The sequence below is a fragment of the Enterobacter sp. PL_is379 genome, assembly GCF_055817355.1.
The window spans coordinates 22,830-36,555 of sequence record NZ_JBVPGT010000025.1 but is presented as its reverse complement, the minus strand read 5'-3'; the positions used below and the strand labels follow the sequence as shown (position 1 = coordinate 36,555).

The 13,726-nt window shown below is 56.4% G+C and carries 12 protein-coding genes and 1 pseudogene; 9 read left to right on the top strand and 4 right to left on the bottom strand.

Annotation, left to right across the window (positions count from 1 at the left end; translation table 11 throughout):
- The first annotated feature begins 126 nt into the window (after window positions 1-126).
- The 4 genes from xylA to AC0TOY_RS06890 all read left to right on the top strand — a co-directional run bounded on the left by xylA (window position 127) and on the right by AC0TOY_RS06890 (window position 4,527).
- Entirely contained in the window at window positions 127-1,449 is a 1,323-nt protein-coding gene (gene xylA / locus AC0TOY_RS06905; protein WP_148243912.1) for a xylose isomerase, read from the top strand.
- 60 nt (window positions 1,450-1,509) lie between these two features.
- The gene (gene xylB / locus AC0TOY_RS06900; protein ID WP_473721635.1) at window positions 1,510-2,964 is read left to right on the top strand and encodes a xylulokinase; all 1,455 of its coding nucleotides are present in this window, start codon (window positions 1,510-1,512) and stop codon (window positions 2,962-2,964) included.
- Between the two features lie 103 nt (window positions 2,965-3,067).
- Window positions 3,068-3,607, top strand: coding sequence for an isochorismatase family protein (locus AC0TOY_RS06895; RefSeq protein WP_048992879.1), 540 nt, complete (start codon window positions 3,068-3,070; stop codon window positions 3,605-3,607).
- Window positions 3,607-4,527, top strand: coding sequence for a GlxA family transcriptional regulator (locus AC0TOY_RS06890; RefSeq protein WP_048992881.1), 921 nt, complete (start codon window positions 3,607-3,609; stop codon window positions 4,525-4,527). Before AC0TOY_RS06895 ends, AC0TOY_RS06890 begins: the two co-directional genes overlap by 1 nt.
- On the opposite strand, the gene AC0TOY_RS06885 is transcribed toward AC0TOY_RS06890, so the two are convergent.
- A complete protein-coding gene (locus tag AC0TOY_RS06885; RefSeq protein WP_248166148.1) occupies window positions 4,520-5,515 on the bottom strand; it encodes an acyltransferase in 996 nt (331 codons plus the stop codon). The genes AC0TOY_RS06890 and AC0TOY_RS06885 overlap by 8 nt on opposite strands.
- A 183-nt stretch (window positions 5,516-5,698) precedes the next feature.
- Between AC0TOY_RS06885 and AC0TOY_RS06880 the strand changes: the two genes are divergently transcribed.
- The 3 genes from AC0TOY_RS06880 to glyS all read left to right on the top strand — a co-directional run bounded on the left by AC0TOY_RS06880 (window position 5,699) and on the right by glyS (window position 9,155).
- Entirely contained in the window at window positions 5,699-6,004 is a 306-nt protein-coding gene (locus AC0TOY_RS06880; protein WP_024909071.1) for a YsaB family lipoprotein, read from the top strand.
- Between the two features lie 160 nt (window positions 6,005-6,164).
- Window positions 6,165-7,076 (top strand): glycine--tRNA ligase subunit alpha, encoded by a 912-nt coding sequence (glyQ, locus tag AC0TOY_RS06875; protein WP_003860141.1) that lies wholly within the window; start codon window positions 6,165-6,167, stop codon window positions 7,074-7,076.
- A gap of 9 nt (window positions 7,077-7,085) precedes the next feature.
- A complete protein-coding gene (gene glyS, locus AC0TOY_RS06870; protein ID WP_473721634.1) occupies window positions 7,086-9,155 on the top strand; it encodes a glycine--tRNA ligase subunit beta in 2,070 nt (689 codons plus the stop codon).
- Window positions 9,156-9,248: 93 nt separating this feature from the next.
- Here the strand turns inward: glyS and AC0TOY_RS06865 are convergent, their stop codons facing one another.
- A complete protein-coding gene (locus AC0TOY_RS06865) occupies window positions 9,249-9,626 on the bottom strand; it encodes a hypothetical protein (protein WP_338010673.1) in 378 nt (125 codons plus the stop codon).
- A pseudogene (locus AC0TOY_RS06860) lies at window positions 9,587-9,766 on the bottom strand (hypothetical protein); the annotation flags it as partial. The pseudogene AC0TOY_RS06860 and the gene AC0TOY_RS06865, both read right to left, overlap by 40 nt.
- An 841-nt stretch (window positions 9,767-10,607) precedes the next feature.
- Here AC0TOY_RS06860 and AC0TOY_RS06855 point away from each other — a divergent pair.
- Window positions 10,608-12,227, top strand: a complete 1,620-nt coding sequence (locus tag AC0TOY_RS06855) for an ABC-F family ATP-binding cassette domain-containing protein (protein WP_473721633.1) — start codon at window positions 10,608-10,610, stop codon at window positions 12,225-12,227.
- A gap of 39 nt (window positions 12,228-12,266) precedes the next feature.
- Here AC0TOY_RS06855 and AC0TOY_RS06850 read toward each other — a convergent pair whose 3' ends face one another.
- Window positions 12,267-12,554, bottom strand: a complete 288-nt coding sequence (locus AC0TOY_RS06850; protein ID WP_008502755.1) for an HTH-type transcriptional regulator — start codon at window positions 12,552-12,554, stop codon at window positions 12,267-12,269.
- Window positions 12,555-12,885: 331 nt separating this feature from the next.
- Here AC0TOY_RS06850 and AC0TOY_RS06845 point away from each other — a divergent pair, with 331 nt between their 5' ends.
- The gene (locus AC0TOY_RS06845) at window positions 12,886-13,596 is read left to right on the top strand and encodes a DUF3053 domain-containing protein (RefSeq protein WP_024909075.1); all 711 of its coding nucleotides are present in this window, start codon (window positions 12,886-12,888) and stop codon (window positions 13,594-13,596) included.
- Window positions 13,597-13,726: the final 130 nt, after the last annotated feature.

Sequence of the window (13,726 nt, the reverse complement as noted above, 5' to 3'; positions counted from 1 at the left end):
GCCAGCGCACAGTTGTGCATTCTCTCAATAGCAGTGTGAAATAACGTAATTGAGCAACCCAAAATGTCTATTCACTATTACTCCTGTATCAACGACTCGCCGCATACCCTGATTATGGAGCTCAATATGCAAGCTTATTTCGACCAACTCGATCGTGTTCGTTACGAAGGCCCAAAAACGACCAATCCTTTAGCATTTCGTCACTACAACCCGGATGAGCTGGTGCTGGGTAAGCGCATGGAAGATCATCTGCGCTTTGCCGCCTGTTACTGGCATACCTTCTGCTGGAACGGCGCCGATATGTTCGGCGTGGGTTCCTTTGACCGCCCGTGGCAGCAGCCGGGTGAGGCCCTTGAACTGGCGAAACGCAAAGCCGATGTCGCGTTTGAGTTCTTCCACAAGCTGAACGTGCCGTACTACTGCTTCCATGACGTGGACGTGTCACCGGAAGGCGCATCGCTGAAAGAGTATCTGAACAATTTTGCGCAGATGGTGGATGTACTGGCGGCGAAACAGCAGCAAAGCGGCGTGAAGCTGCTGTGGGGCACGGCAAACTGCTTTACCAACCCTCGCTACGGCGCGGGCGCGGCAACCAACCCGGATCCGGACGTGTTTAGCTGGGCGGCCACGCAGGTGGTGACGGCAATGAACGCCACGCATCAGTTGGGCGGTGAAAACTATGTCCTGTGGGGCGGACGTGAAGGCTATGAAACCCTGCTCAACACCGATCTGCGTCAGGAGCGCGAGCAGATTGGCCGCTTTATGCAGATGGTTGTCGACCATAAGCACAAAATCGGCTTCCGCGGTACGCTGCTGATTGAGCCGAAGCCGCAGGAACCGACGAAGCACCAGTATGACTACGACGTGGCGACGGTGTATGGCTTCCTGAAGCAGTTCGGTCTGGAAAAAGAGATCAAAGTGAACATTGAAGCCAACCACGCCACGCTGGCGGGCCACTCTTTCCACCACGAGATCGCGTCTGCGATTGCGCTGGGCATCTTCGGCTCGGTCGATGCTAACCGCGGCGACGCGCAGCTGGGCTGGGACACCGACCAGTTCCCGAACAGCGTGGAAGAGAATGCGCTGGTAATGTACGAAATCATCAAAGCGGGCGGTTTCACTACCGGCGGCCTGAACTTTGATGCCAAAGTGCGTCGCCAGAGCACCGACAAATACGATCTGTTCTACGGCCACATTGGCGCGATGGACACCATGGCGCTGGCGCTGAAAGTGGCGGCACGTATGATTGAAGACGGCGAGCTCGATAAACGCGTGGCGAAGCGTTACAGCGGCTGGAACAGTGAGCTGGGCCAGCAAATTTTGAAAGGTCAGTTATCACTTGCGGAGATCGCGAAGTACGCTGAACAACATCAGCTGGCGCCGCAGCACCAGAGCGGGCATCAGGAACTGCTGGAAAATCTGGTCAATCACTACCTGTTCGATAAATAACAGCACCCAGGCCCGGTAAGCGCAGCGCCACCGGGCATTTCTGTTAAAGGAGTCACCGTAATGTATATCGGGATCGATCTTGGCACATCGGGTGTGAAAGCCATCCTGTTAAGCGAGCAGGGCGACGTGTTAGCAACGCAGACGGAAACGCTGCAGGTTTCACGTCCGCATCCGCTGTGGTCGGAACAGGATCCGGAGCAGTGGTGGCAGGCGACGGATCGCGCAATCAAAGCTTTAGGCGAGCAGCACAGCCTGCGCGACGTGAAAGCGCTGGGGATTGCCGGACAAATGCACGGCGCTACGCTGCTGGACAGCGAGCATCGCGTGTTGCGACCCGCCATTCTCTGGAACGATGGCCGCTGTGCGGAAGAGTGCGCGCTTCTTGAGGCGCGTGTACCCACGTCTCGTGAGATTACCGGCAACCTGATGATGCCCGGCTTTACCGCGCCCAAGCTGCTGTGGGTGCAGCGACACGAGCCGGAGATTTTCCGTCAGGTGGCGAAAGTCCTGCTGCCGAAAGACTATCTGCGCTTTCGTATGACGGGCGATTTTGCCTCCGACATGTCCGATGCCGCAGGCACAATGTGGCTCGACGTGGCGAAGCGCGACTGGAGCGAGGCGATGCTGGATGCCTGCCATCTGACCCGTGAACACATGCCCGCGCTGTTCGAAGGCTGCGAGGTGACGGGCGCACTGCTGCCAGACGTTGCAGAACGCTGGAATATGCCTGCCGTACCGGTGGTGGCTGGAGGTGGCGACAATGCCGCGGGTGCTGTCGGTGTCGGCATGGTTGAGGCGGGCCAGGCGATGCTGTCGCTGGGAACGTCTGGCGTCTATTTTGCCGTCAGCGACGGATATCGCAGTAATCCCGAAAGCGCTGTGCACAGTTTCTGTCATGCCCTTCCGGGTAAATGGCATTTGATGTCGGTGATGCTCAGCGCGGCGTCCTGCCTGGACTGGGCGGCAAAACTCACCGGCATGGCCGACGTTCCGGCGCTCATTTCTGCGGCGCAGCAGGCGGATGACGCTGCGGGTACCGTCTGGTTTTTACCGTATCTTTCCGGCGAACGTACGCCGCACAACAACCCGGAAGCGAAAGGGGTGTTCTTTGGCTTAACCCATCAGCATGGCCCGGCAGAACTGGCGCGTGCGGTTCTGGAAGGCGTGGGCTATGCCCTGGCCGACGGGATGGACGTGGTGCACGACTGCGGCCTGAAACCGACGAGCGTCACCCTGATTGGCGGCGGTGCGCGAAGCCCTTACTGGCGACAGATGCTCTCGGATATCAGCGGTTTGCAGCTGGATTTCCGCACAGGAGGGGATGTTGGCCCCGCGCTCGGCGCCGCGCGTCTGGCGCAAATAGCCATTCATCCGGAACAACCGCTTTCGCAACTGCTGCCGCAGCTTACCCTTGAACAGGCGCATGTACCTGATACGGTGCGCCATGCGCGGTACGCGGAAAGGCGCGACATGTTCCGCAAAATCTACCAGCAGCTGCTGCCGCTGATGTCATAAATACGCTTGTCCGGGAGAGGCACGAGGATGTCCTTTTTTGGTCTGTGCGTGCCTTTATTTCCTTGCCAGTATGGTGTTACACCCACTGGCAAGGAGATTCATCATGTCACGCATTGCATTAATCAATATCGATACGCAGCAGTCATTTCACCACCGCAATTACTGGCAGGAAAACGATATCCCTGCTTTTCAGCAGGCGATGCTGGGGCTGATTGAAGGCTGCCAGGCGCGCAATATTCCGGTTGTTGATATTTTTCATGTGGATGAAGACGGTCCCTTTACCCTGGAGAGCGGGTTTGTCAAACCGATGGCCTTTTTACGTCATCAGCCGGATGTGGTTTTCCAGAAACACGTCCATAATGCCTTCACGGATACCGGGCTTGACCGTTGGCTGCGCGAGCGTGATATCAACCAGCTGATTATCTGCGGCATTCGCACTGAGCAATGCTGCGAAACCACCGCCCGGGTGGCATCCGATCTGGGTTATGCTGTGACCTTTGTCAGTGAGGCAACACTGACGTTTCCGATGACGTACAGGGGCATTACCCTGAGCGCAGCGGACATTCGCCACCGTACCGAGACGGTACTTTCGGGGCGTTTTGCCGAGATTAAAACGGTAGCGGAGACGCTGGAGTCCCTGTAATGAGCATCGACGTTTGGTTCGTGATGTTGCCCGGTGTGCTGTCATTAGACATGACCGGCCCGGCAGAGACCTTTGTGCTGGCTGGCGACGCGTTTCGTCTGCATTACATCGGCCCGCAACCGGAGGTTCCGACGTCGATAGGCCTGACGATGAGCGGCATCCAGCCGTTACCGGAAAGGCTTCCTGAGGGGAGCCTGCTGGTATTGCCCGGCGTGAGCGACTCCCGAACTCAGTTTTCGACACCACAGGCGTTACAGATCCAGCACTGGCTGATGCGCCTGCAGCCGGTCATTCAGCGCCGGGATATCACGGTGATGTGCGTCTGTTCCGGAGCCTTACTGGCGGCGAAGTCGGGCCTGCTAAACAATCGGCAGTGCACCACCCACCATGACGTTATCAGCCGTTTACGCACCGCAGCTCCCACGGCGACGATTAAAGAAAACCGCATCTTTGTGCAGGACGAGAACATCTGGACCAGCGCGGGGATCACGTCGGGCATCGATCTGACGCTGCATATGATTAACCGCCTGTGCGGTCCCGAAAAGGCGCTGGCCGTGGCGCGCGAGATGGTGGTCTGGTTCCGCCGTTCCGGTGACGATCCCCAGCTATCTCCGTGGCTACGCTACCGCAATCATCTTCATCCGGCGATTCATCGGGCGCAGGATGCGCTCACCGCCGAGCCGCAAAAAACGTGGAGTTTGCCTGACATTGCCGCACTGGCGCACGTCAGCCCGCGTCATCTCACCCGGCTTTTCCAGTCACATTTAGGCATTAGCGTTCGCGATTATCTGGAGCAGCTGCGTCTGGCGGTGGCGGAGCAATGGCTATTGCAGGGGCGCGGCGTGGAGCAGGCTTCACTGGCGGCAGGGTTTTCCTCCCCGCGCCAGTACCATCGCGCCCGACAGCGAAGCATTAGCTGACGAAGCGGCGAGCGTCGATTTTTTGCAGCAGCATCGACAGCAGCAGGCTGATCGCCAGCGTGGCGGCAAAAATCCAGACGATATCCAGCGCCGGCCAGCTTTTTAGCTCAATACCTCTCGTGCGCAGCGCGTGGATCACCAGCGCGTGAAAACCGTAAATCCCGAGAGAGTGCCGCGAGATAAGACTCAGCACGGGCAGGGGACGCGCGTTCAGGGTGTTTTTGGCGAGCGTGAGCAGCGAGACGGCACAGATAAAGACCATCGGCCCGCAATACAGATACCAGGTATCGGCAAAATTGCCGCGCCACTGCAGCTCGTGCAGCGTCCCGCGTGAAATCACCGCCACCCCAGCGATAAACAGCGCCCCGCAGAGCCAGTTCAGACCGCGTTTTTGCGTATCCATCATCCCGATGGCACGCCCCAGCATGCCGTAAAGCACGTAGTAAAAAGTATCGCCGTTGATATAGAGATTGACCGGCAGCCACTCAAATCCGTCGATTTTCTGTGAGAGCGTATTCGGGTTGGCAATAATGCCAGCCACCACCATCAGGGCCAGCAGCATTTTACCGCTGACGTTTTTTACCTGGATGAGCGGGGAGACCAGATAGATAACGATAATGGCGAAGAAGAACCACAGGTGGTAGAACACCGGTTTTTGCAGCACGTATTTCAGCGATAGTCCGGCGTTTATTGAGGTGAACAGAGTGATATAGAGCAAGGCAACGGCACTGTAGAACCCCAGGCAGGCCGCGATGCGAATGAAGTGCCTCGGCTGCGCGCTGCGTTCGCCAAAAAAGAGAAAGCCGGAAATCATAAAGAACAGCGGCACGCTGACGCGTGACGCAGAGTTGAGAATATTGGCGATATCCCAGTTAACGGGGCTGATGCTGTGCGCATTCGTGACATACCAGGTCGTCGTGTGGATCATGACCACCATCAGACAGGCTATTCCTCGCAGGTTATCAATCCAGTTAATTTTTGACTGCATCAGTTCCTCGTATTCCCTGTAAATTGAGTGTGACTCCCATTGTCCAAATGTCTTCGTTTGGAAAATTCTGAGTTTTATTCCGCAGGCTTGTCGGGAGGCCACGAGATTCGCAGAATGCCGGACCATAATCTATAAAAGCGTTGATACTAAAAATAACAGCCACTGACCAGGGCGGTAATAAAAATGATGATGAAGCGTGTGGCGTCACTCTTTCTGCTGTTGATCCTGGCGGGATGCAGTGCGCCACAGGAAGCCCCTGTGCAAAAAGCGCAGCAGGGTAAAATGAGCCCGGAACGTTCACTGAATATGGAAGCGCTCTGTAAAGATCGGGCCGCTCGCCGCTATAACTCGGACGTGCAGAAAATTGACGTTACCGGCTTCGAACGTTTTCAGGGCAGCTATGAGCTGCGGGGCCATACGTCGCGCAAAGAGGGCTTTGTCTGCTCGTTTGATGCGGACGGTCAGTTTTTACACCTCTCCATGCGCTAGCCTGCTCGTATAATCAACAGCCAGACGTCGTCAGCGTTCTGGTCGGAAGGCTTATTTCCCAATTTTCCCTAAACAACCCCGTTTCGTACTGTATATCTTGCAGCCAGCGGGTATACTGGTCCCTTCCATTTAAAACCACACGTATCCAGCACGAAATACTATGCAAAAGTTTGATACCAAGACCTTCCAGGGCCTGATCCTGACCTTACAGGATTACTGGGCTCGTCAGGGCTGTACCATTGTTCAACCTTTGGACATGGAAGTCGGCGCCGGCACTTCACACCCGATGACCAGCTTACGCGCGTTGGGTCCAGAGCCAATGGCGACTGCTTATGTGCAGCCTTCCCGTCGTCCGACCGATGGTCGTTACGGTGAGAACCCGAACCGTCTGCAGCATTACTATCAGTTCCAGGTGGTGATTAAGCCATCACCCGACAACATTCAGGAACTGTACCTCGGGTCGCTGAAAGAGCTGGGTATGGATCCAACCATCCACGACATCCGTTTCGTGGAAGATAACTGGGAAAACCCAACGCTGGGTGCCTGGGGTCTGGGTTGGGAAGTGTGGCTGAACGGCATGGAAGTGACCCAGTTCACCTACTTCCAGCAGGTGGGTGGTCTGGAATGTAAGCCGATCACCGGTGAGATCACCTACGGTCTGGAACGTCTGGCGATGTACATTCAGGGCGTAGACAGCGTTTACGACCTGGTCTGGAGCGACGGCCCGCTGGGTAAAACCACCTACGGCGACGTGTTCCATCAGAACGAAGTGGAGCAATCCACCTATAACTTCGAATACGCGGACGTGGACTTCCTGTTCACCTGCTTCGAGCAGTATGAGAAAGAAGCGCAGCAGCTGCTGGCGCTGGAGACTCCGCTGCCGCTGCCTGCCTACGAGCGTATTCTGAAGGCCGCCCACAGCTTCAACCTGCTGGACGCCCGCAAAGCCATCTCCGTGACTGAACGTCAGCGCTACATCCTGCGTATTCGTACCCTGACCAAAGCCGTTGCAGAAGCTTACTACGCGTCCCGTGAAGCCCTTGGCTTCCCGATGTGCAACCGAAACAAATAAGAGGCGGCCATGTTTGAGAAAACTTTCCTGGTGGAAATCGGCACCGAAGAGCTGCCACCAAAAGCCCTGCGCAGCCTGGCTGAATCTTTCGCTGCGAACGTGACTGCCGAGCTGGATAACGCTGGCCTGGCACACGGTAACATTGAGTGGTTTGCTGCACCGCGCCGTCTGGCGCTGAAAGTGGCAAATCTGGCGGCGTCTCAGCCGGATCGCGAAGTCGAAAAACGTGGCCCGGCGATTGCCCAGGCTTTTGACGCGGAAGGCAAACCGAGCAAAGCGGCTGAAGGCTGGGCGCGCGGCTGCGGCATCACCGTTGATCAGGCCGAGCGTCTGACCACGGATAAAGGCGAGTGGCTGCTGTACCGTGCGCACGTGAAGGGCGAAAGCGCGGAAGCGCTGCTGCCGGACATGATTGCCATGTCTCTGGCGAAGCTGCCGATTCCTAAGCTGATGCGCTGGGGCGCGTCTGACGTGCACTTCGTGCGTCCGGTTCACACCGTGACCCTGCTGCTGGGCGACACCGTTATTCCGGCCACCATTCTGGGCGTGGCGTCCGATCGCGTGATCCGCGGCCACCGCTTTATGGGCGAGCCTGAGTTCACTATCGACAATGCCGACCAGTATCCGCAAATCCTGCTGGAGCGCGGTAAAGTTATTGCCGACTACGAACAGCGTAAAGCCAAAATCAAAGCGGACGCCGAAGAAGCGGCGCGCCAGATTGGCGGTAACGCCGACCTGAGCGAAAGCCTGCTGGAAGAAGTGACCTCTCTGGTTGAATGGCCGGTTGTGCTGACCGCGAAGTTTGAAGAGAAATTCCTGGCCGTACCGGCTGAAGCGCTGGTGTACACCATGAAGGGTGACCAGAAGTATTTCCCGGTCTACGCCAACGACGGCAAGCTGCTGCCGAACTTCATCTTCGTGGCGAACATCGAATCGAAAGATCCGATCCAGATTATCTCCGGTAACGAGAAGGTCGTGCGTCCACGTCTGGCGGATGCCGAGTTCTTCTTCAACACCGACCGTAAAAAGCGTCTGGAAGATAACCTGCCGCGCCTGCAGACCGTGCTGTTCCAGCAGCAGCTGGGGACGCTGCGCGACAAGACCGACCGCATTGCGGAGCTGTCCGGCTGGATTGCCCGTGAAATTGGTGCGGACGTTAACCACGCTACGCGTGCGGGTCTGCTGTCCAAGTGCGACCTGATGACCAACATGGTGTTCGAATTTACCGACACCCAGGGCGTCATGGGCATGCACTACGCGCGTCACGATGGCGAAGCGGAAGACGTGGCTGTGGCCCTGAACGAGCAGTATCAGCCGCGCTTTGCGGGTGACGAACTGCCGTCCAACCCGGTTGCCTGTGCTGTAGCGATTGCCGATAAGATGGACACCCTGGCGGGTATCTTTGGTATCGGTCAGCATCCGAAAGGCGACAAAGACCCGTTTGCGCTGCGTCGTGCTGCGCTGGGCGTGCTGCGTATTATCGTTGAGAAGAACCTGAACCTGGATCTGCAGACCCTGACCGAAGAAGCAGTGCGTCTGTACGGCGACAAGCTGACCAACGCGAACGTGGTGGATGACGTCATCGACTTCATGCTCGGTCGTTTCCGCGCCTGGTATCAGGACGAAGGTTACACTGTTGACACCATTCAGGCGGTGCTGGCGCGTCGTCCGACCCGTCCGGCTGATTTCGATGCGCGTATGAAGGCGGTTTCCCACTTCCGTACGCTGGAAGCGGCATCTGCCCTGGCCGCGGCCAACAAGCGTGTATCCAACATTCTGGCGAAATCCGACGAGACGCTGAACGAGCGCGTAAACGCCGCGACGCTGAAAGAGCCGGAAGAGATCGCCCTGGCGATGCAGGTTGTGGTGCTGCGCGACAAGCTCGAGCCTTACTTCGCGGAAGGTCGCTACCAGGAAGCGCTGGTGGAGCTGGCCGAGCTGCGTGACGTTATCGACGCCTTCTTCGAGAAAGTGATGGTGAACGTAGAAGATAAAGAGCTGCGTATTAACCGTCTCTCTATGCTCGAGAAACTGCGCGAGCTGTTCCTGCGCGTAGCGGATATTTCGCTGCTGCAGTAATGTATCCGCTGTTACACATGCTAAAAACCCGCTTCGGCGGGTTTTTTTATGGGTCTTTTGTAGGCCGGATAAGCGCAGCGCCATCCGGCAGGTTTAGCCGATCGCGATTGTGCCTTCGTCTGTCTGCAGCCAGCGCGGTGCCTTCAGCGTATCAGCAAAGTAGCTGACCAGCTCGCACAGCAAATCTTCCATCACGATTTCAGATTGTCGCGGCAGTGAGCCGTTCATCAGCATCTGCGTAAGCTCCTGACAGTAGCGCCCCAGCTGATCGCATTCGGGTTCGAAAGCCGGAACGCGTGACGGGAGTTCCTTCACGGTCAGGCTGGCTTTTAAAGCGTCCGGAATAGGTTCCAGAAGCGTGGGTTGCAGAAGATTCAGACAGGCATAAAGTCTGCCGTAAAGCGCCATTTTTGGGGCGGGTTCTTCGCAATCTACCAGTGCGTCGGTAAAACGTTCGCAGTTATCCGCCAGTTCGGTGAAGTCGGTGGCGTGGTTGAAGGGCAGGGTGAATAAAGAATGAGCTTGGGTTGGGGTAGTAGCCATATTGGCAGCCTCCGATAAGTGATAAAGCTTCCACCACCGGAAATGCTAACTTCGCTGGTGGTGGACTGAACAGAGTTAGCATTACCGGCCTTATCGGATACCGGCGCATCTTTCGATGCCCCTGCTCAGCCCACCATTGAGATGTAGCAAAGCATGCTGCACATAATGTGCCGCCGATAAGATAAGCCAGGATGCTAAACCCGGCACCTGATTTTGCAGGTGCAAAGAGAACTTACTGCTCATCAAGACAGGCGGCAATAGATTTGAGCTATGCCACTGAGGATATTACCATTTCTGGAAAGAGACTCGCAAAATTACCGCAATGAAAAGCATACTGCGGGCAGAGGTCTTACAGCGACGCTATGGTCCGGCTGTAAATCGCTGAGGCGTTTCCTGCAGGCCGGGGCGAGGCGCATGGATGCGCCGAGAGGGCGGGCTTTACAGGGATGTTACCTCCGCCCGTCCCCGATAAGCCGGAAGGAATAAGCCGAAGGTACCGCGTAGCGGCGATTTACCGCCGGGAGCCCGGGTAGCCAGGGTGGTGGCGACTGAGCCACCCTGGCACGTTCACGGGTATTGTCGTTACAGAGTAGCAAGGAACATAAAGTGAACGGAATGACCACCAGAGCCGTATGCTCCCCCTCACCCTAACCCTCTCCCCAAAGGGGCGAGGGGATTGTTCACTGCTCGCATTAATTTGTGGGGATCCCTCAGCCCAAAGGGAGAGGGAGTATAAGTCGCCCAAAATTTAACCTTGAAATGGTCAACCCATTACCGCTATCCTTATCCCGTTAACTTTCTCGCGCTGGAGCGCCCCCCAAAAATGAACAAACACGACTGATGAATTTCGATCCTTGCTAAACGCTACCGCGTCGGCAGGGGATGTTTTGATTTCATTCAGGAGTGCTTATGGCTCATTTTGCGCAGTCCCCTTCTTTTATTTTGCATCAGGTCACCTGTCAGTTTCCGACGGGCGATATTCTTTTTGGTCCTCTGAATCTCACGCTGGAGCCCTCCCTGTGCGCGCTGGTTGGCCGCAACGGCAGCGGGAAAACGCGTCTGCTGCGTCTGCTGGCGGGGATGGACGAACCGGCTACCGGTCATATTGAACGCTTTGGCTCGCATACCTGGGTGGCGCAGCAACACGCTATTTCGCCGCAGACGGCGCTGGCTGAACTGCTCGGGTATGACGCGATTTTTAAGGCGCGTAAGCGCATCGACAGCGGCGATTACCAGCCTGACGATCTGGCGTTGCTCGACGGCCGCTGGGATGTCGCTGAGCGCCTGGGCGAGGCGTTTATGAATGCGCAGCTCCCACCGTTTGATCCGGATAAGCTCGCCATTGAACTCAGCGGCGGCGAGCGCATTCGCGCCCTGCTGTGTGGGGCGTTTACGGCGAAAGCGGATTTCCTGCTGCTGGACGAACCCACTAACCATCTGGATCGACAAGGCCGGGCGTGGTTCTACGACCAGTTGAGTCGGTATCAGGGCGGAGTACTGGTGGCCTCCCATGACCGTGAGTTACTGGCTCAGGTACCCCGTATCCTTGAGCTGAGCGCCTCGGGTCTGCGCAGCTACGGCGGGAATTATGCGGATTATCAAACCCAGCGCGATGCCGAACAGCAGGCGGCCCGCTCGGCGCTGGAACATGCGGCAACCGAGCGCAAGCGTACACGGGCACGGATGCAAAAAGAGCATGACGACAGCCAGCGGCGTTCGGCAAAGACATTGCGCACCGTCGATACCCTGAATATCGCGTCGTTCGAGCGGGTCAAATATAAAGGCGCGGCAAAGGAGCGGGTCGGCTCCTGGAAAAAACAGCACAGCGAGCAAAATGAAGCGCTGAACGCCGCGGTTAACAAGGCGCGTGAACGCGTTGAAGACGATAACCCGGTGATGTTCACTCTGCCGGGGAGTCAGGTTCCGGAGGGGAAGCAGGTGCTGGTGCTGGAGGATCTGGTGCTGCCGCATGTGCCTGTTCCTCCGCTAAACTGGCGGATGGATGGACCGATGCGCGTGGCGTTAAAGGGGCCGAACGGCTGCGGAAAATCGACGCTGTTAAAAACCCTCCTCGGCGAGATTGTCCCCCATTCGGGTACCTGTAAGGTATCCGCCAGCTGCGCTTATCTCGACCAACATCTGTCCCGGCTCGATCTTTCGCAGTCGGTCATGACGCATCTCAACCTGAGTCATACGCCTCTGGAAGAGGGGGTATTGCGAACCCGTCTGGCGCAGCTTCAGCTGGGGGCTGACAAAGTGATGCTCCCGCTGGCGGAGCTCAGCGGCGGCGAGCGTCTTAAGGCCGCCCTGGCCTGCGTGCTGTGGCGCGCGGAGTCCACGCAGCTTCTGCTGCTGGATGAACCGACCAACCATCTGGATCTGGCCTCGGTCCAGGCCATTGAAGCCGCGCTGGCCGGTTTCCCCGGGGCTCTGCTGGTGGTATCACACGATGAGGCTTTTCTAAGAGGATTAACATTAACGCATGAGCTGGTGTGGGAAGAGGCGGGCTGGCGTTGTGATAGCCTTTAAAACACAAGCCCCCGCAAAGGCGGGGGCATTCAATCTTCACTACGCTATCTGTTTGCTGAGTGCAGGGTTGGCCTGAATCAGGCGCATCAGCCTTAACTCGGTTGGAGTGGGTTTCTCACGTTTTGACTCCCACTCCTGCACCATAGCCACGCTGACACCCATCGCTCTGGCGAATTCTTCCGTTTTCAGTCCTGTCCCTTTGCGCAATTGCTCATATTCTGTAAAGGGATTGGATTTTTGTTGCAGGGTAATCGTCTGCGGTACATCTTTAAAAATGATCTGTTCCAGACTGCTCAGCAGTTCAAACTCAGGATCTTTATATTCCATTGAGGACTCCTCTTAAATCTCACATCGTGATCAAGAACATCAGAGAGCCAATTAAGAATAGTCCCTAATACCAACCCAGGATCGTCACGGGTGTGATTAATCGTGCGGTAACGATCGCTGTATCCGATTCAGCAATATGGATAGTTATGCTAATTCCCTGATTAGTCATATGTCGGCTTCGCCAGGTATTTTTTTGTAAATGGTAAGAAATAAATCGGCAATAGCCGTTTTGCATGAAAAGAGTATCTTGCAAGGCTGACCTGGACTATCCTTGTCAGCGTCGGGCACGCGTGTGCCGGTGTGCGCTTTTTTGGGTGAAAGGAGTAATAAAATGGCGACAGGAAAGTCCTGCTCTCGCTGGTTTGCGCCTATTGCGGCGTTGTTGATGGTTGTTAGCCTGAGTGGGTGTTTTGATAAAGAAGGCGATCAGCGCAAAGCGTTTATCGATTTTCTGCAGAATACAGTGATGCGCAGCGGCGAACGGTTGCCGACGCTGACTGCGGATCAGAAAAAACAGTTTGGCCCCTTCGTGTCCGATTACGCCATTCTATATGGTTATTCACAGCAGGTGAGCCAGGCGATGGATTCCGGTATCCGTCCCGTGGTGGATAGCGTGAACGCCATTCGCGTTCCGCAGGATTACATGACGCAGCGTGAACCGCTTCGCCAGTCCAACGGTGCGCTTGGCGTGCTGAGCCAGCAGTTGCAGAATGCGAAAATGCAGGCTGACGCGTCACGTTCTGCGCTGAAGCAGGGCGACGATCTCAAACCGGTCTTCGACAAAGTGTATGAGAAAGTGGTGACCAAGCCGTCTGAAGCGCTGCAACCGCTGATCCCGGCCGCGCAAATTTTCACGCAGCAGCTGGTCCAGGTGGGTGACTTTATCGCCCAGCAGAATACGCAGGTGAGCTTTGTTGCCAACGGTATTCAGTTCCCGACCTCGCAGCAGGCAAGCCAGTACAATACGCTGATTGGGCCGCTGGCCTCCCAGCATCAGGCCTTTAGCCAGGCCTGGAGTGCCGCAGTCACTGCCACAGAATAAACCGAAAAACCCCGCTTCTGGCGGGGTTTTTTATGCATAGCGAAAATAACGCTTGTCATTCCTCTACCACATCGGTATAACTATCCCCGTCGGTTTGTTACACAGACCTAAAGCAGTTTAGTAAAGCAGT

Bases quoted from the DNA above. Each gene is read 5' to 3' on its own strand.
- xylA (WP_148243912.1), top strand. From the start codon at position 127: ATGCAAGCTTATTTCGACCAACTCGATCGTGTTCGTTACGAAGGCCCA.
- xylB (WP_473721635.1), top strand. From the start codon at position 1,510: ATGTATATCGGGATCGATCTTGGCACATCGGGTGTGAAAGCCATCCTG.
- AC0TOY_RS06895 (WP_048992879.1), top strand. From the start codon at position 3,068: ATGTCACGCATTGCATTAATCAATATCGATACGCAGCAGTCATTTCAC.
- AC0TOY_RS06890 (WP_048992881.1), top strand. From the start codon at position 3,607: ATGAGCATCGACGTTTGGTTCGTGATGTTGCCCGGTGTGCTGTCATTA.
- AC0TOY_RS06885 (WP_248166148.1), bottom strand. From the start codon at position 5,515: ATGCAGTCAAAAATTAACTGGATTGATAACCTGCGAGGAATAGCCTGT.
- AC0TOY_RS06880 (WP_024909071.1), top strand. From the start codon at position 5,699: ATGATGATGAAGCGTGTGGCGTCACTCTTTCTGCTGTTGATCCTGGCG.
- glyQ (WP_003860141.1), top strand. From the start codon at position 6,165: ATGCAAAAGTTTGATACCAAGACCTTCCAGGGCCTGATCCTGACCTTA.
- glyS (WP_473721634.1), top strand. From the start codon at position 7,086: ATGTTTGAGAAAACTTTCCTGGTGGAAATCGGCACCGAAGAGCTGCCA.
- AC0TOY_RS06855 (WP_473721633.1), top strand. From the start codon at position 10,608: ATGGCTCATTTTGCGCAGTCCCCTTCTTTTATTTTGCATCAGGTCACC.
- AC0TOY_RS06850 (WP_008502755.1), bottom strand. From the start codon at position 12,554: ATGGAATATAAAGATCCTGAGTTTGAACTGCTGAGCAGTCTGGAACAG.
- AC0TOY_RS06845 (WP_024909075.1), top strand. From the start codon at position 12,886: ATGGCGACAGGAAAGTCCTGCTCTCGCTGGTTTGCGCCTATTGCGGCG.